The following is a 17686-nucleotide window of genomic DNA, read 5'->3' as shown; positions in this document are numbered from 1 at the left end:
GTTAATTGGAACGTTCCAAATATGTCAAGAGATTTCTTTATGATGCCGTAAGGGCGCTGTTCTACGCGGGTTTTGCCCTCACCGCACCTCTTTCTGGGGGTTAGTCTGGCTCTTCCGATAATTTTTCGGCTTGGCTCTTGTATTTTGGAACGTTCCAAATTAAAAAGCCGACGTCAGTATGGGAGCGAACGCATGACAATCAGCCTCAACCTGCCGACCTCAGATGGAGCAAGCGCTGCCTATAGCCTGCGCGGCGAGCCGCTTGCCAAACCATCGTCCCCGCCCTCGTTCAATCGCATCGCCTATGCCGCGGCGCATGTCGTTTCCGATCCGCGCCGCGATGCCAATCCCTGGACCTCGCCCGTGATCGACTGGGATGCGACGATGGCATTTCGCCATCACCTGTGGTCGCTCGGCTTCAAGATTGCCGAGGCCATGGACACGGCGCAGCGCGGCATGGGGGTCGACTGGGCCACCGCGCAGGAGCTAATCCGCCGCTCCCTCGCGGAGGCGCGGACCGTTTCGGGCGCGGATCTTGCCTGCGGTGGCGGAACGGACCAGTTGTTGCCCCAGGATGCGAAGTCGCTTCAGGATGTCATCGACGCCTACGAGACCCAGATCGGCTTCATTGAAGGCGAAGGCGGACGCTCGGTGATGATGGCGAGCCGTGCGCTTGCTCGTGTCGCCCGCTCTGCCGATGACTACCGTACCGTCTATAATACCATCCTCTCGCAGACGCGGGAAAAGGTGACCCTGCATTGGCTTGGCGACATGTTCGATCCCCATCTTGCCGGCTATTGGGGTTCGGCAAGTTTTGAAGACGCGCTCGAAACTGTCCTTGCCGTCATCAACGACAATAGAGCCAAGGTGGAAGGCATCAAGATTTCGCTGCTCGACAATGCGAAGGAGATCGAGCTGCGCAAGCGCCTGCCCGACGACGTCCTCTGTTTTACCGGCGACGACTTCAACTATGCCGAGTTGATCGAGGGCGACGGAGAGCGCTACAGCCACGCTCTACTCGGTATTTTCGACGCCGTTGCCCCATCGGCATCGAAGGCTCTCGCGCACCTCGCAGCCGGCGATGCCGAGGCGTTTCGCGAGACGATCGAGCCGACCGTGCCGCTCTCACGCAAGATATTCGAGGCACCGACGCAATACTACAAAGCCGGTGTCGTCTTCCTCGCCTGGCTCAATGGCCACCAAAGCCACTTTGTCATGCCGGCCGGCATGCAGTCTGCGCGTGGCATCGTGCACTACGCCGACATCTTCCGGCTAGCGGATGCGGCCAATGTGCTCGACAAGCCTGACCTTGCGGTGGCCCGGATGAAGAGCCTTTTGCAGGTTTATGGGGTGTAATACACTTCCTCATGGGTTCTCGGGACAAGCCTGAGCACCCATTGCCACCCTATGATAGAAAAGGGACGGTGCCGGAGCACCGTCCCCTCCCCGCTCCAATCTTTGAAGCTTACTTGTTCCAGCTCTTGACCAGTTCGTCGTAGTTGACGGTCTGCGGCTTTTCCTTTTCGTTTTCGATCTTCAGCTGCGGCGCGAGATTGCCAGCCTTGACCGCTTCCGCGTTCCAGTAGGCAAGGTCATGCTCCTCGGCCAGCTTCGGACCGATATCACCCTGGACGCCTGATTTCTCGAGGCGGCCGAGCACCTTTTCCTGTTCCTCGCAAAGCGAGTCCATGGCTTCCTGAGCGGTCTTTGCACCGGAAGATGCGTCACCCACGGCCTGCCACCAGAGCTGTGCCAGCTTCGGATAGTCAGGAACGTTGGTGCCCGTCGGCGACCACTGCACGCGAGCCGGCGAACGATAGAACTCGATCAGACCGCCGAGTTCAGGCGCACGCTTGGTGAAGCTCTTGTCCTGGATGGTCGATTCGCGGATGAAGGTGAGGCCGACATGGCTCTTCTTCACGTCCACGGTTTTTGAGGTGACGAACTGCGCATAGAGCCATGCGGCCTTGGCACGATCCTCCGGCGTCGACTTCATCAGCGTCCATGAGCCGACGTCCTGGTAGCCGAGCTTCATGCCGTCTTTCCAGTAGACACCATGCGGCGAGGGCGCCATGCGCCATCTCGGGGTGCCATCTGCATTGACGACGGGAAGGCCTGGCTTGACCATGTCGGCGGTGAAGGCGGTGTACCAGAAAATCTGCTGGGCGATATTGCCCTGCGCCGGAACCGGACCCGATTCGGAGAAGGTCATGCCCTGAGCTTCCGGCGGTGCATAAGCCTTCAGCCAGTCGAGATATTTCTGGATCGAATAGACCGCAGCCGGTCCGTTGGTATCGCCGCCCCGGGCAACGCACGAGCCGACCGGACGTGACTGCGCATCGACCTTGATGCCCCATTCATCGACCGGGAGACCGTTCGGCAGGCCCTTGTCACCATTGCCAGCCATGGAAAGCCAAGCATCGGTGAAGCGCCAGCCGAGCGACGGGTCCTTCTTGCCATAGTCCATGTGACCATAGACCTTCTTGCCATCGATCTCGCGACCGTTGAAGAATTCGGCAATGTCCTCATAGGCCGACCAGTTGACCGGAACGCCGAGATCGTAGCCGTATTTCGCCTTGAAATCGGCCTTGTTCTTCTCGTCGTTGAACCAATCGTAGCGGAACCAATAGAGGTTGGCGAACTGCTGATCGGGAAGCTGATAAAGCTTCTTGTCCGGCGCAGTCGTGAACTTGGTGCCGATGAAGTCGTCGACGTCGAGACCGGGATTGGTCACGTCCTTGCCTTCATTGGCCATCCAGTCGGTCAGGTTGCGCACCTGCTGGTAGCGCCAGTGCGTGCCGATCAGATCCGAGTCGTTGACCCAGGCGTCGTAGAGGTTCTGGCCCGTCTGCATCTGCGTCTGGATCTTTTCGACGACGTCACCTTCCTGGATGATGTCGTGAGTGACCTTGATGCCGGTGATCGCGGTGAAGGCCGGGGCCAGCGTCTGCGATTCATAGCTGTGGGTCGTCAGTGACTCCGACACCACCTTGATTTCCATGCCCGCGAAGGGCTTGGCGGCATCGATGAACCACTGCATCTCCTTTTCCTGAGCAGCGCGATCAAGGGTCGACATGTCGCCGATTTCCTTGTCGAGGAACGCCTTGGCCTCATCGATTCCGGCCCAGGCACTGCCTGCGCCGAACAACAGCACCATTGCTGTCGTTGTCGTCAATAATCGCGTTCGCATGGTTGTCCTCCCAGAGTTGCTGCGATTGCATTGTTGGGACAGGGCGGAATGCCCTGTCTCAATTTCATAAGTCAGACGAAGCGGAACACGCCTATGGCGTAGACCACCGAAATTGCCAGAGCCCACCAGAGGTTGGGACCAACGAGGCCGAGCCAGGCAAGATGGATATAGGCGGCGCCGAGCAGCGACACGAAGAGCCGGTCGCCTCGCGTCGTTTCAAAGCGCAATATGCCGATGCGCGGATTGCCGCCCGGCGAGAAGTATTCCCACACCGCCATGCCGATCAGCAGAAGGAAGATCGTCATGAAGAACAGCGCGGTCGGCACGGTCCATGCCATCCATGAAAGGTCCATGTCAGGCCTCCTTCCGTGCAAATCTAAAGTCAGAACGGGATGCTATCCCTGGCGCATTCTCGGGCACGCGTGCCTCCGCTATCCGCAGCGCACGCTTCTCCAAGCCCGTCATTATACCCTCCCCAGGGCGAAGCCCTTGGCGATATAGTTGCGGACGAAGTAGATGACGATGGCGCCCGGGATCAGCGTCAACACGCCGGCGGCGGCCAACAGCCCCCAATCCATGCCAGACGCTGAAACCGTACGTGTCATCGTTGCCGCAATCGGCTTGGCATCGGTGGTCGTCAGCGTACGGGCGATCAGGAGCTCCACCCAAGAGAACATGAAGCAGAAGAACGCGGCGACGCCGATACCGCTCGCGATGAGCGGCACGAAGATCTTCACGAAAAAGCGCGGGAACGAATAGCCGTCGATATAGGCGGTCTCGTCGATCTCCTTCGGCACGCCTGACATGAAGCCCTCGAGGATCCAGACGGCGAGCGGCACGTTGAACAGGCAGTGTGCCAGGGCCACCGCGATATGCGTGTCTATGAGGCCGAATGCCGAATAGAGCTGGAAAAACGGCAGCGCAAACACCGCAGGCGGCGCCATGCGGTTGGTCAGCAGCCAGAAGAACAGGTGCTTGTCGCCAAGGAAGCGGTAGCGCGAGAAGGCATAGGCCGCAGGCAGGGCAACCAGCACCGAAATCACCATGTTCATGACGACATAGATGATCGAATTGATGTAGCCGCGATACCATGACGGATCGGTGAAAATCACCGCGTAGTTGTGAAGTGTCGGATTTTGCGGCCAGAGCGTGAAAGTGGTCAAAATCTCCTGATTGGTCTTGAAGCTCATGTTGACGAGCCAATAGATCGGAAGCAGCAGGAAGATGATGTACACCGTCGGGACCAGCCACCAGAATTTCGACTCGTCCCCACGCCGCCGCATCCTGCGGGCCAGCGCCTTGTCGATCTGCCGCTGCTCGGCAGCAGGCCGTCCGCTTGTGCGTGCAAGGGTTTCGTTCTGCACCGACATGTCAGCGCTCCGCATCGTAGTTGGTCATGACGGTATAGAATATCCATGACAGGAGAAGGATGATCAGGAAGTAGATGATCGACATTGCTGCTGCCGGCCCCAGATCGAACTGGCCAATGGCGATCTTGACGAGGTCGATCGACAGGAATGTCGTGGAATTGCCGGGACCGCCGCCGGTGACGACGAAGGGCTCGGTGTAGATCATGAAACTGTCCATGAAGCGCAGGAGCACGGCGATGAGCAGCACGCGGTTCATCTTCGGCAGTTGGATGTAGCGGAAGACCGCCCAGCGCGACGCGCCATCGATCTTGGCAGCCTGGTAGAAGGCATCGGGGATCGAGACGAGACCGGCATAGCAAAGGAGTACGACGAGGCTCGTCCAGTGCCACACGTCCATGATAATGACCGTGAACCAGGCGTGCAGCGGGTTCTGCACATAATTGTACTTAATACCAAGGCTTTCCAGCGTATGCCCGAGAAGGCCGATATCGTTGCGGCCGAAGACCTGCCAGATCGTTCCGACGACATTCCAGGGAATGAGCAGCGGCAGCGCCATCAGGACGAGGCAGACAGGAACGCCCCAGCCACGGCGAGGCATGTTCAGGGCGATGACGATGCCGAGCGGCACCTCAATGGCGAGGATGATGAAAGAAAAGACAAGATTGCGACCGAGCGCTGCGTGAAAGCGGTCCGAATGCAGGATTTCCTCGTACCATTCGGTGCCGGCCCAGAAGAACTGATTGTTGCCGAACGTATCCTGCACCGAATAGTTGACGACGGTCATCAACGGAATGACGGCCGAAAACGCCACCAGCAGCAGCATCGGCAGCACCATGAGCCAGGCCTTGTTGTTCCAGGTCTTATCCATGGCTGTTGCCTCCTGCCAGTGTGCGGAGGGTCGCGGACCAAAAGGTCATACCATGCATTGTCAGTTCCCTCCCACGCGCCAGGAATCGGCGTAGATATTGATGCCCTTCGGATCGAAGGCGATGTGCGGTTCGGCCGGAATTTCCTGGCCCTCGCCGACGATAACGGCGATCTCCTGAGTACCGAGGCGGGTGCGCACGATCTTGTGGCGACCAATATCCTCGACCTTGGCGATTTGGACGGGCATGCCAAGGCGGCCGAGCCGCACATATTCCGGGCGGATGCCGAGTTCGACCTTGCCTGCTATGGGAGCCGATGGCGACGGCAGCTGAATCTGATGCTCGCCAATGCGGGCGGCGCCGGACTCGATCTCGACCGGCATCACATTCATGCCGGGAGAGCCGATAAAATAGCCGACGAAAGTATGTTTCGGCCGCTCGAACAACTCTTCCGGCGTGCCGATCTGCACGATCTCGCCATCATACATGACCACCACCTTCTGGGCGAAGGTGAGGGCTTCGGTCTGGTCGTGGGTGACATAGACCATTGTGTAGCCGAAGCGCTGATGCAGCACCTTCAACTGGGAGCGCAGCACCCACTTCATGTGCGGATCGATGACCGTGAGCGGCTCGTCGAAAAGGATGGCATTGACGTCGGAACGGACAAGGCCGCGTCCCAGCGAAATCTTCTGCTTCTGGTCCGCCGTCAGGCCGCGCGCCTTCTTGTTGGCCCAACTCGCCAGATCGATCATCTCCAGCGTTTCCTTGACCTTGCGGTCGACTTCGGCTGCTGGAACGCCGCGGTTGCGCAGGGGAAAGGCGAGGTTGTCGTATACGGTCATCGTGTCGTAGATGACCGGAAACTGGAACACCTGGGCGATATTGCGTTCCTGCGTCGACAGATTGGTTACGTCCTCGCCATCGAACAGCAATTGTCCATGCGAGGGATGGAGGAGGCCCGAGATAATGTTGAGGAGGGTGGTCTTGCCGCAGCCGGAGGGTCCGAGCAGGGCATAGGCGCCGCCGTCCTCCCAGCTGTGGTGCACTTCCTTCAGTGCATAATCCTTGTCCGACTTCGGGTTGGGGACGTAGGCGTGGCGAATATGATTGAGGTCGATGCGTGCCATGGCCAGCCCCTATGCCGCGCGTTTCTGACCGCGGGTGACGGAATTGCCGGCCGCGTCAAAAATCATCAGGTTGCGTGGGTCGATGAAAATGTCGATCTGCTCATCGGGTGCGTAGATATGAATGCCGTGGGTCAGCATGGTCCAGCGCGCATCGGCGAAGGAAAGGTGCACGAAACTCTCAGAACCGGTGATCTCTGTCGCCGTGACCGTCGCCTTCAGGGCGATCTCATCTGGATGCGCCCGCGTCGTCTCGACATGGTGCGGCTGGAAACCGATCGTATAGGTCCCGTCGGCGAAATCCGCGAGATGCGGCGGCACCGGCAGTGTCACCCCGCCCTCGAGCTGGAAGGCCTTGCCGAACTTTGCCAGCGCGATGGTATTGAGCGGCGGGTCGGCAAAAGTCTGGGCAGTGATCAAATCATCCGGGCGGCGGAAGACATCGATGGTCGGCCCGAACTGGGTGATGCGGCCTTCAGCCAGCGTAGCCGTATTTCCGCCAAGCAGGAGCGCCTCATGCGGTTCGGTTGTCGCGTAGACGAAGATCGTGCCCGACTCCGCGAAAATCTTCGGCAGTTCCTGGCGCAGTTCCTCGCGCAGCTTGTAGTCGAGATTGGCCAGCGGTTCATCAAGGAGCACGAGCTTGGCATTCTTGACGATGGCACGCGCGAGCGCGGTGCGCTGCTGCTGGCCGCCCGAAAGATTGAGCGGCGTGCGGTCGAGATATGGCGTCAGCTTCAACAGCTCGGCCGCCTTGCGCACTTCGCGATCGATGGTCTTGGCGTCCAGACCGGCAACGCGCATCGGCGAGGCAATGTTCTCATAGACGGTGAAGGCCGGATAATTGATGAACTGTTGATAGACCATCGCAACCGAGCGCTTTTGCACCGGAATACCCGTCACATCCTTGCCATCGAACCAGACCGAACCCGAGGTCGGCACGTCAAGGCCGGCCATGATGCGCATCAGGCTGGTCTTGCCCGACAGCGTAGGCCCCAGCAGCACGTTTAGCGTGGCGTGTTGCAAAGTCAGCGAAATATCGCTGAGATGGGGCTTGCCTCCCACCACCTTCGATACATCGCGCAATTCAAGCATTCGTGGTCCTCCCTTTGAGCGACGCTTGCCGCCCCGGCGATGTGGACCCTCCGTCCCATCGCCCGATTTCATCCAGTCTATTCCGCCGCCAGCCTGCGCCGCCGGTCCACCGCATCTTCCATGAAGCGGTCGAGCGCGGCAGCCTCGTCGGCAGTCAGGTGCAAACCCTTCTTGGTTCGGCGCCACAGCACGTCCTGCGCCGTGACCGCCCATTCATGTGCAATCTGGTAGCGTACTTCGGCCTCGTAGAGATCGGAACCGAAATTCTTGCCCAGGTCCTCGATCGACGTGGCCTTGCCAAGCAGCGTGCGTGCCTTGGTGCCGTAAAGGCGGAACAGCCGCCGTGCATGCGCCGCATCAAGAAAGGGGTAGTCGGTTTTCAGTTTCTGCAATTCTGCGTCGAACGCCGTCGCGGCAAAATTACCACCGGGCAGCTTGCCGGCAGCGGTCCAGGGCTGGCCGCGCTTGCCGAGAAACGCTTCGATCTTTTCCAGCATATGTTCCGACAGCCGGCGATAGGTGGTGATCTTGCCGCCAAAGATGTTGAGAAGCGGCGCCTTGCCTTCCACCGCGTCGGCCTTGAGGACGTAGTCGCGGGTCGCTTCCTGCGCCTTGGACGCACCGTCGTCATAAAGCGGCCGCACGCCGGAATAGGTCCACACGACATGTTCGCGCTTGACCGGTTCGACGAAGTACTCGCTCGCCGCGGCGCAAAGATAATCGATCTCGGCGTCGCTGATTTTCACCTCGGCGGGATTGCCGTGATAATCCTGGTCGGTGGTGCCGATAAGGGTAAAATCCTGCTCGTAGGGAATGGCGAATATGATGCGGCCATCGGTGTTCTGGAAGAAATAGGCACGCGGATCGTCGAACTTCTTGCGCACGACGATGTGGCTGCCCTGCACGAGCCGCACATTGTGAGCGTCATTGGCGCCGACGACGCCCGTCAACACTTCATCAACCCAGGGCCCCGCGGCATTGACGACGAGGCGGGCGCGAACCTCCTCCGTCTCGCCGGTCAAACCGTCCTTCAGGGTCAAGGTCCAAGTCTCGGCGTCGCGCCGGGCGCTGACGACGCGGGTGCGGGTACGCACGACAGCGCCGCGATCCGCGGCATCGCGCGCATTGAGCGCAACGAAGCGCGCATCATTGACCCAGCAATCCGAATATTCGAAGGCGCGTGTATAGAGCGACTTAAGCGGCTTGGCTGCCGGGTCGCGGGTCATGTCAAGCGTGCGCGTTGCCGGCAGCTTCTTGCGCCCGCCAATATGGTCGTAGAGGAAGAGGCCCAGCCGCAACAGCCAGGCAGGGCGCAGGCCCGCATGGTGTGGCAACACGAAACGCATTGGCCAGATGATATGCGGCGCGTTGGCCCAAAGCACCTCGCGTTCCATCAGGGATTCCCGCACGAGCCGGAATTCGTAATATTCGAGGTACCGCAGACCGCCGTGGATGAGCTTGGTCGAACCGGAGGACGTGCCGCTGGCAAGATCGTTCATCTCGGCGAGGAACACCGAAAACCCACGGCCAACGGCATCACGGGCTATGCCGCATCCATTGATGCCACCGCCGATCACGAAGATATCGTAGATCTGTTCAGCCAAGCCCGGCAATCCCCACCCATGATTTCGCAGCGCACCATCTGTTCGCAATTGCGAAACATACATGAGGCGATTACGAAAGCAATACGAAACTGAAATGAACTATATAGCGCAACTGCTACGCGCACAAGAGCCCCAATCAAGCCGATGTTTCAATCAGGCGTACGTCGGCATCCGCGCAAATCCTGCGGATTGCCTCGCTTTCGCAGCGATCGGTGATGAAGGTGTGGACCTGCGAAAGATGCCCGATCCGTACCGGCGCAGTGCGCTCGAACTTGGTCGAATCGGAAACGAGAATCACATGACGCGCATTCGCCATTATGGCCTGCGCCACCTTCACCTCGCGAAAATCGAAGTCGAGAAGCGCGCCGTCGGCATCGATCGCGGAGGTGCCGATGACGGCAAAATCCACCTTGAACTGGCGGATGAAATCGACCGCCGCCTCACCGACAATGCCGCCATCCGAGCCCCGGACGACGCCGCCTGCGATGACTACCTCGATATCCGGGTAGACACGCAACTTATTGGCAACATTGATGTTATTGGTGATTATCATGAGGCCCTTGCGATCAAGCAGGGCCTGTCCGACCGCTTCCGTGGTAGTCCCGATGTTGACGAAGAGCGATGCATTGTCAGGTATCAGGCCGGCGGCGGCGCGTCCGATTGCTTCCTTCTCCGCTGCGGCAATCAGGCGGCGCGATTCATATTCCAGGTTCTGAATGCCTGACGGAAAAAGAGCGCCGCCATGAATACGGTTGAGCAGGCGCTGGTCGCAGAGGTCGTTCAGATCTTTACGGATCGTCTGCGGGGTCACATTGAAATGAAGCGCGAGATCGTCAACGAGGACGCGCCCATGTTCCTTGGCCATTTCGATGATTTCGGCGTGCCGGGAGGACAGGAACATGGACGTGGACTTTCATTTTCGTTTTTTCACGCATCATACGAAAACGAAAATGATCACATGTCAATCGAGCCCAATGCGAAACTGCGCCTTTTTCAGGCAGTGGCGCCCTCGATAATGTCGAAGCCCGTGTTGATAATCGTCTTTTCCTGCGGCCTTTCACGGCTTTCAATGAGTTTCTCGGCAGCAGTGAGCCCGATGAGAAAACGCCGGGACAGGATGGTCGAGAGTGGCATCGGCATGGCCTGCCCTATGTCGAGCCCGTTGAAGCCAAAGATACCGAGCTTTTCCCTGACTGCGATCCCGCTGTGCATGCAATGGAAAATGCCGCCCATCGCCATATCGTCGTTGGGAAAGACCACGACGTCGAGGGAAGGCTCGGCACCAAGGAGAATTTCCAGCGACTCCCGCCCCGCCTTCGTCGAACTCGGACCAGGCTGTCTGTGCTCGGCAATCAGCGAAAGCCCGGCCTCGCGCAAAGAGGTGCAAAGCCCTTCGTAGCGGGCGCTGGCGCGATCATCCGTAGCGACGCTATGCCCGGCATAGCCGAACCGGCGATAGCCGCGCTGAACCAGATGGCGGCCGGTTTCATAGCCAGCCTGCCGGTGTGACATGCCGACGGCGATATCGACAGGGTCGCCGTCTATGTCCATGAGTTCGGCGACGCGAAACCGTCCATGTTCGAGGTGACGGCGCGCGGTCGGAGTATGGTGCAACCCCGCGAGGATCACTGCCGCAGGCTGCCAGGCGAGGAACGATAGAAGGATACGTTCTTCGATTAGCGGATCGTAGTCCGTCACGCCGATGACGGGCTGATAGGCCGTATGGGTCAGCGCCGAATGAATTCCGCGCAGAACGTCTGGAAAGACGATGTTGGAGAGGGACGGCAGCAGCACGCTCATCAGTGTCGAGCCGGCAGAGGCGAGGCTGCCGGCGGCGCGGTTTGGAATATAGCCTAGCTCGGCGATCGCGGTGAGGACGCGCGTGCGGGTGGAATCGGCGATCGGTCCACGATCGCGAACGACACGCGATGCCGTGATTTCGCTGACGCCGGCAAGGCGCGCGACATCTGCCAGGGTCGGCAGGTCAGGGCTGCGATGAGCGTTGCGTTTGCGCGGCATGTGTCAATCCGGACGGCTGACGAAATTTATTTTATGACAGCGCTACCATAAAACGCTTGATGAATGCTAGTCAGTGTGCATAACTTTATGACAGCGCTGTCATTGTTAAGTGTTTCGGGTCTTGGGAGAGGCCCTTCGGAGGATTCTTGCCCATGCACGTACTGGTCATCGGTGCAGCCGGAATGGTTGGCCGCAAATTGCTCGACAAGATCGCATCGCAGCCCGGCGCGCTTGGCAGGGATATTGAAAAGCTCATTCTCGTCGATGTCATCAAGCCTGATGCCCCAGCTTCGCTCGCAAGCATTTCGACCTCGCGTGCTGCCGACCTTTCGGAACCCGGCGTCGCCGAATCACTGATTGCGAGCCGCCCCGACCTCATCTTTCATCTCGCTGCGATCGTTTCGGGCGAAGCGGAAGCCGATTTCGAAAAGGGCTACAAGGTAAACCTTGATGGGACCCGGCAGTTGTTCGAAGCGATCAGGCTCGAGAGCGCCAAGTCGCCCTACAAGCCACGCGTCGTCTTTGCTTCGTCCATCGCGGTCTTTGGCCAGCCCTTTCCGGAAAAGATCGGCGACGAGTTCTTCACGACACCGCTGACGAGCTATGGCACGCAGAAGGCGATTTGCGAACTTCTGCTCTCCGACTATAGCCGTCGCGGCTTCTTCGATGGCATAGGCATTCGCCTGCCGACGATCTGCATCCGCCCGGCCAAGCCCAACAAGGCGGCGTCCGGCTTCTTTTCCAATATCCTGCGCGAACCGCTTGTCGGCCAGGAAGCGGTATTGCCCGTGGACGAAAACGTTCGCCACTGGTTCGCAAGCCCGCGTTCCGCCGTCGGGTTCTTCCTTCACGCTGCAAGCCTTGATCTCGAAAAGGTCGGCGACCGGCGCAATCTTTCCATGCCTGGCCTCTCCGCCCTGGTAGGCGAGGAAATTGCGGCTCTGCAACGCGTTGCCGGGGAAAAAGCTGTAAGGTTGATCCGGCGCGAGCCGGATGCAACAATCCAGAAGATCGTTGCCGGCTGGGCCACGGATTTCGATACGAAACGGGCCACAGCATTAGGCTTCAAGGCTGAAACGGCCTTCGATGACATCATCAAGGCGCATATCGAAGACGAACTCGGCGGGAATATTTAGGGCATGGCTTACAATCAGGAATCCGGCAAGGGCAAGATTGCCCTCGTCACCGGCGGCGGCACAGGTGTTGGCCGGGCAATTTCCGCAGCGCTTCTCGGTGCGGGCTATACGGTCGTCATCTCGGGGCGGCGCGAGGATGTGCTTGAGGATACGGCAAAGGCGCTCGCCGCCGAGTCAGGCGGCAAAGTCAAGGCGATCGCGGCGGATGTCAGCGAACCACAATCGGTTTCGGATCTCTTCGATGCAATCAAATCGGAGTTCGGACGCCTCGATCTCCTCGTCAACAATGCCGGTGTGAATGTTCCGAACATTCCGATGGAAGAACTTACGTTCGATCATTGGAGCGCCATTGTTGGGGCAAACCTGACCGGCGTGTTCCTCTGCACGCAACAGGCCATGAAACTGATGAAGGCCCAGACGCCGCGCGGCGGACGTATCATCAACAATGGCTCGATCTCCGCGCAGACGCCCAGGCCCCATTCGGCGCCCTATACCGCGACAAAGCACGCCGTGACGGGCCTTACCAAAGCAACCGCGCTTGACGGCCGTCCGTTCGACATTGCCTGCGGGCAGATCGATATCGGCAATGCCGGCACGGAAATGACGTCGAAAATGTCCAGCGGCGTCCTGCAGGCGAACGGCGAGACGGCGAGCGAGCCGACGATCCCTGCCCACCATATTGGCGACGCCGTCGTGCACATGGCGAGCCTGCCGCTCGAAGCAAACGTGCTGACAATGACGATCATGGCAACGAAGATGCCGCTCGTCGGACGCGGCTAATACAATATCGACGGCGGCGGTCGGGAGAATCGCCGCCACAGGGACAAAATTTGGAGGAGAACGCATGGCATCGGTTGAATTCGCCAACGTACGAAAATCATTCGGGACGCACCCGGTCATCAAGGGCGTCGATATCGAGATTGCCGATGGCGAATTCGTTATTCTTGTCGGCCCGTCCGGCTGCGGCAAGTCCACGTTGCTGCGCATGCTGGCCGGACTTGAAAACATCTCGGCCGGCGAAATCCGCATTGGCGGCCAGGTCGTCAACGGCCTCGCGCCTAAAGAGCGCGATATCGCCATGGTATTCCAGAATTATGCGCTCTATCCGCATATGACGGTTGCCGACAACATGGCTTTCTCGCTCAAGCTCAAGGGCGCACCAAAGTCGGAGATCGACAAGCGGGTGAAGCCCGCTGCGGAAATCCTCGGCCTGTCGCATCTTCTGGAACGTTTTCCGCGGCAGCTTTCAGGCGGCCAGCGCCAGCGTGTCGCGATGGGGCGCGCCATCGTTCGCGACCCGCAGGTCTTTCTTTTCGACGAGCCCCTGTCGAACCTCGACGCGAAGCTGCGCGTTGCCATGCGCGCGGAAATCAAGGAACTGCACCAGCGCCTGAAGACCACGACAGTCTATGTAACGCACGACCAGATTGAAGCCATGACCATGGCCGACAAGATCGTCGTCATGCATGACGGTATCGTCGAGCAGATCGGTGCGCCGCTTGAGCTGTATGATCAGCCGGCTAATCTGTTTGTGGCAAGCTTCATCGGCTCGCCTGCAATGAACATGATCAAGGGCAAGCTCGACCCGAACGACAATGCGAAGTTCGTGACCGACAAGGGCATCGTCCTCCCCGTCGCGAAGGCGCCGGAGAGCGCCAAGGGACGCGCGTTGATTTATGGTCTGCGCCCCGAACACATGACCATCAGCAGCGGTGGCATCCCGGCAGAGGTTGTGGTCATCGAGCCGACCGGCTCGGAAACGCAGATGATCATGCGTATTGGCGGCGATGACATTACCGGCGTCTTTCACCAGCGCGTCAGCGCCAAGCCCGGTGAGACAATCGGGCTCTCCATCCATGCGGAAGCCACGTATCTGTTCGACGCGGAAACGGGCCAGCGCCTGGTTTGACAGCGGCTGCCTGCCGTTCGGGGCAGCAGGCGCCGTGCATAATTGTCCCCGAATGCAATTTGCCGGGAACGTGGGAGCGTTCCGGGAGAGGACTTAAACCATGGAGGAGAATCAATGACCATCAATAGAAGACATCTTCTTGGCGCGTCAGCAGGGCTCGTCGCGGCTGCCGGGCTCAATCGCTTCGGCCTCACCCCAGCCTTCGCCCAGTCGGCGCCGGCATACAAGCCGGAGGAAGGCGCCACGCTGCGTCTGTTGCGCTGGGTGCCGTTCGTTCCGGCCGAAGAGGCGGCCTGGCTCGCAAACACCAAGAAGTTCACCGACGCCACCGGCGTTCAGGTGCGCATCGACAAGGAAAGCTGGGAAGACGTCCGCCCGAAAGCCGCCGTTGCCGCCAATGTCGGCTCCGGTCCCGACATGGTCATGAGCTGGTTTGACGATCCGCAGCAATATCCTGACAAGCTCGTCGACGTGACGGAGCTTGGCGAATATCTCGGCTCGGCGCATGGCGGCTGGTATCCGGGTCTTGAAGGCTATGCCAAGCGCGATGGCAAGTTCATCGCGCTGCCGCTCTGCGCCATCGGCAACGCCGTCGTTTATCGCGACAGCCACATGAAGGCTGCGGGTTTCAGCGAGTTTCCGAAAGACACGGCGGGCTTCCTCGAGCTCTGCAAGGCCTTGCATGCCAAGGGAACGCCCGCCGGCTTCCCGCACGGCAAGGCTGTCGGCGACGGCAACAACTACGCCCACTGGCTGCTGTGGAGCCATGGTGGCAAGATGGTCGACGAGAGTGGCAAGGTTGTCATCAACAGCCCAGAGACGCTCGCATCGGTCAAGTACGCGCAGGAGCTGTACAAAACCTTCATTCCGGGCACCGAAAGCTGGCAGGACGTCAACAACAACCGTGCATTCCTTGCCGGCCAGGTATCGCTGACCGCCAACGGCGTTTCGGTGTATTATGCCGCGATCAAGGATCCGGCCATGAAGGCGATTGCCGACGACATGCGCTCGGTCAACCTGCCGATCGGTCCGGTCGGACAGTCGGTCGAGTTGCACCAGACTTCGACGATCTCGATCTTCAAGCACACCAAATATCCGGAAGCAGCAAAAGCCTATCTGCAGTTCATGTATCAGGCCGACAATATGAACGCCTGGATCACGGGGGCCAGTGCCTATTGCTGCCAGCCGTTGAAGGAATTTGCAGCAAATCCGGTTTGGACATCGAACCCGATCCATGCCGCCTATGCCAAGGCATCCGAGACGCTGCGGCCGAACGGCTATGCCGGTCCGCTCGGAACCGCTTCGGCCGGCGTGATGGCCGACTACGTGCTCGTCGACATGTATGCGACGGCCGTAACCGGCCAGATGTCGCCGGAAGACGCCATCGCCCAGGCGGAAAAGCGCGCCAACCGCTACTACACGCTTTAGGCATGACAGCGATCTTCCGCCGCCAACGCGCGGCGGAAGGTCCTCCAGCGCTGACGAGGAAACCGGAGACTTCCGATGACAATGACGCAAACCGAAAAGCAGGAATCCGCCTTCCGCTCCTTCGCGCGCAGCAATACCGCCATCGGCGCACTGTTCATGCTGCCTGCCGCGGTCTTTCTCCTGTGCTTTCTGACCTATCCGCTCGGCCTCGGGGTCTGGCTCGGCTTCACCGATGCGAAGATCGGGCGCGACGGCGTCTTCATCGGCCTTGAAAACTACGAGGCGCTGGCGGGCGACTCGGTGTTCTGGATGGCCGTCAGCAACACCGTCTTCTACACGCTCTTCGCCTCGATCCTGAAATTCATCCTTGGCCTGTGGCTCGCGCTCATTCTCAACGAGAACCTGCCGTTCAAGTCGTTTTTCCGGGCGATCATCCTTCTGCCCTGGGTCGTGCCGACCGTCCTTTCCGCCCTCGCCTTCTGGTGGATCTATGATGCGCAGTTCTCGATCATCTCCTGGTCGCTCATGCAGCTCGGCTGGATCGACACCCCGATCAACTTCCTCGGCGAGCCCAATAATGCGCGCGCTTCCGTGATCGCCGCCAATGTCTGGCGCGGCATTCCCTTCGTCGCCATCTCGCTGCTTGCCGGCTTGCAGACGATCCCGCAGTCGCTGCACGAGGCGGCCTCGCTCGATGGGGCAACGCCGTGGCAGCGTTTCCGCTTCATCACACTGCCCATGCTGACACCGATCATCGCGGTGGTGATGACCTTCTCGGTGCTCTTTACCTTCACCGATTTCCAGCTGATCTACGTTCTGACCAAGGGCGGCCCGGTTAATGCCACGCACCTCATGGCAACGCTGTCGTTCCAGCGCGGCATCCCCGGCGGCCAGCTCGGCGAGGGAGCCGCGATTGCGGTCGCCATGATCCCGTTCCTGCTTGCTTCGATCCTGTTCAGCTTCTTCGGCTTGCAGCGCCGCAAGTGGCAACAGGGCGGACAGGATTGAGCGGAACAAGGAGGACAGCATCATGAGCATTACCGAACAGAGCAACGCCCAGCCGCTTACCGACGATGCGCAGGGCATGAGCTATCTCAATCGCCTGCCGCGACGCATTGTGGTGCTGTACCTGCCGCTTGCGGTCTTCGTCTTCGTGCTGCTTTTCCCGTTCTACTGGATGGCGATCACCGCGGTGAAGCCGAATTCGCAGCTGACCGACTACAGCAATTTCAGCCCGTTCTGGGTGGTCGGCCCGACGCTCGACCACATCAAGTACCTCTTGTTCGAGACCTCCTATCCAGGCTGGCTGTGGAACACGGTGGTGATTTCCGTATGCGCAACCTTCCTTTCACTCGCCGCTTCGGTCTTCGCCGCCTATGCCATCGAACGCATCCGGTTTTCGGGGTCACGCTCGGTCGGCCTGATGATCTTCCTTGCCTACCTGGTTCCGCCTTCGATCCTCTTCATTCCCCTTGCCGTTATCGTCTTCAAGTTCGGCATCTACGACACGCGCTGGGCCTTGATCTTCACCTATCCGACGTTCCTCATTCCTTTCTGCACCTGGCTGCTCATGGGCTATTTCCGCTCCATACCCTTCGAGCTCGAAGAGAGCGCACTCGTCGATGGCGCGTCCCGCTGGCAGATCCTCGTCAGGGTCATATTGCCGCTGGCGGTGCCGGGAATGATCTCGGCGGGCATTTTTGCCTTCACATTGTCGTGGAATGAGTTCATCTATGCACTCACCTTCATCCAATCCTCGGAAAACAAGACTGTCCCAGTCGGTGTCCTGACGGAGCTGGTTCGAGGCGATGTCTTCGAGTGGGGATCACTGATGGCGGGCGCCCTTTTCGGGTCGCTGCCCGTCGTCATTCTCTACTCGTTCTTCGTTGACTATTACGTTTCCTCCATGACCGGCGCGGTCAAGGAGTAACTCACCAGGAGTTCT

At 59.6% G+C, this 17686-nt stretch carries 16 protein-coding genes; 7 read left to right on the top strand and 9 right to left on the bottom strand.

Translation table 11 applies throughout. The annotated features are described in order from the left end of the window. The first annotated feature begins 192 nt into the window (after nt 1-192). Nucleotides 193-1356 carry a dihydrodipicolinate synthase family protein gene (locus AC1DNI_RS01920; protein ID WP_477690614.1) on the top strand — a complete coding sequence of 388 codons (1164 nt, stop codon included), beginning with the start codon at nt 193-195 and terminating at the stop codon, nt 1354-1356. A 109-nt stretch (nt 1357-1465) separates the two neighbouring features. Here the strand turns inward: AC1DNI_RS01920 and AC1DNI_RS01915 are convergent, their stop codons facing one another. The 9 genes from AC1DNI_RS01915 to AC1DNI_RS01875 form a co-directional block, all read right to left on the bottom strand. Continuing rightward, entirely contained in the window at nt 1466-3190 is a 1725-nt protein-coding gene (locus AC1DNI_RS01915) for an ABC transporter substrate-binding protein (RefSeq protein WP_091947143.1), read from the bottom strand. Between the two features lie 71 nt (nt 3191-3261). Beyond that, on the bottom strand, nt 3262-3543 hold the full coding sequence (locus tag AC1DNI_RS01910) for a DUF2160 domain-containing protein (protein WP_027230755.1): 282 nt from the start codon (nt 3541-3543) through the stop codon (nt 3262-3264). Between the two features lie 111 nt (nt 3544-3654). Beyond that, nucleotides 3655-4560 (bottom strand): carbohydrate ABC transporter permease, encoded by a 906-nt coding sequence (locus AC1DNI_RS01905; RefSeq protein ID WP_477690613.1) that lies wholly within the window; start codon nt 4558-4560, stop codon nt 3655-3657. Nucleotide 4561: 1 nt separating this feature from the next. After that, nucleotides 4562-5428, bottom strand: a complete 867-nt coding sequence (locus tag AC1DNI_RS01900; RefSeq protein ID WP_153666749.1) for a carbohydrate ABC transporter permease — start codon at nt 5426-5428, stop codon at nt 4562-4564. A 60-nt stretch (nt 5429-5488) separates the two neighbouring features. Next, entirely contained in the window at nt 5489-6553 is a 1065-nt protein-coding gene (locus AC1DNI_RS01895; protein ID WP_477690612.1) for an ABC transporter ATP-binding protein, read from the bottom strand. A 9-nt stretch (nt 6554-6562) separates the two neighbouring features. After that, nucleotides 6563-7645 (bottom strand): ABC transporter ATP-binding protein, encoded by a 1083-nt coding sequence (locus AC1DNI_RS01890; protein WP_027230759.1) that lies wholly within the window; start codon nt 7643-7645, stop codon nt 6563-6565. A 77-nt stretch (nt 7646-7722) separates the two neighbouring features. Continuing rightward, on the bottom strand, nt 7723-9312 hold the full coding sequence (gene glpD / locus AC1DNI_RS01885; RefSeq protein WP_477690611.1) for a glycerol-3-phosphate dehydrogenase: 1590 nt from the start codon (nt 9310-9312) through the stop codon (nt 7723-7725). A 73-nt stretch (nt 9313-9385) separates the two neighbouring features. Then, a complete protein-coding gene (locus AC1DNI_RS01880; RefSeq protein WP_027230761.1) occupies nt 9386-10150 on the bottom strand; it encodes a DeoR/GlpR family DNA-binding transcription regulator in 765 nt (254 codons plus the stop codon). Between the two features lie 92 nt (nt 10151-10242). Further along, nucleotides 10243-11268 carry a LacI family DNA-binding transcriptional regulator gene (locus tag AC1DNI_RS01875; RefSeq protein WP_091920505.1) on the bottom strand — a complete coding sequence of 342 codons (1026 nt, stop codon included), beginning with the start codon at nt 11266-11268 and terminating at the stop codon, nt 10243-10245. A gap of 152 nt (nt 11269-11420) precedes the next feature. Between AC1DNI_RS01875 and denD the strand changes: the two genes are divergently transcribed. From denD to AC1DNI_RS01845, 6 genes are all read left to right on the top strand, one after another. Further along, entirely contained in the window at nt 11421-12404 is a 984-nt protein-coding gene (gene denD / locus AC1DNI_RS01870) for a D-erythronate dehydrogenase (protein ID WP_477690610.1), read from the top strand. A 3-nt stretch (nt 12405-12407) separates the two neighbouring features. Beyond that, a complete protein-coding gene (locus AC1DNI_RS01865; RefSeq protein ID WP_477690609.1) occupies nt 12408-13184 on the top strand; it encodes an SDR family oxidoreductase in 777 nt (258 codons plus the stop codon). 64 nt (nt 13185-13248) lie between these two features. Further along, entirely contained in the window at nt 13249-14313 is a 1065-nt protein-coding gene (locus AC1DNI_RS01860; protein WP_091920511.1) for an ABC transporter ATP-binding protein, read from the top strand. A 114-nt stretch (nt 14314-14427) separates the two neighbouring features. Beyond that, nucleotides 14428-15741, top strand: coding sequence for an ABC transporter substrate-binding protein (locus AC1DNI_RS01855; protein WP_091920513.1), 1314 nt, complete (start codon nt 14428-14430; stop codon nt 15739-15741). Between the two features lie 81 nt (nt 15742-15822). Then, nucleotides 15823-16749, top strand: a complete 927-nt coding sequence (locus AC1DNI_RS01850) for a carbohydrate ABC transporter permease (RefSeq protein ID WP_477691459.1) — start codon at nt 15823-15825, stop codon at nt 16747-16749. A 22-nt stretch (nt 16750-16771) separates the two neighbouring features. Further along, the gene (locus AC1DNI_RS01845; RefSeq protein ID WP_027230768.1) at nt 16772-17671 is read left to right on the top strand and encodes a carbohydrate ABC transporter permease; all 900 of its coding nucleotides are present in this window, start codon (nt 16772-16774) and stop codon (nt 17669-17671) included. Nucleotides 17672-17686 lie beyond the last annotated feature (15 nt).

The organism is Phyllobacterium sp. 01N428 (assembly GCF_056399405.1).
This window is presented reverse-complemented; position numbering and strand designations above follow the sequence as displayed.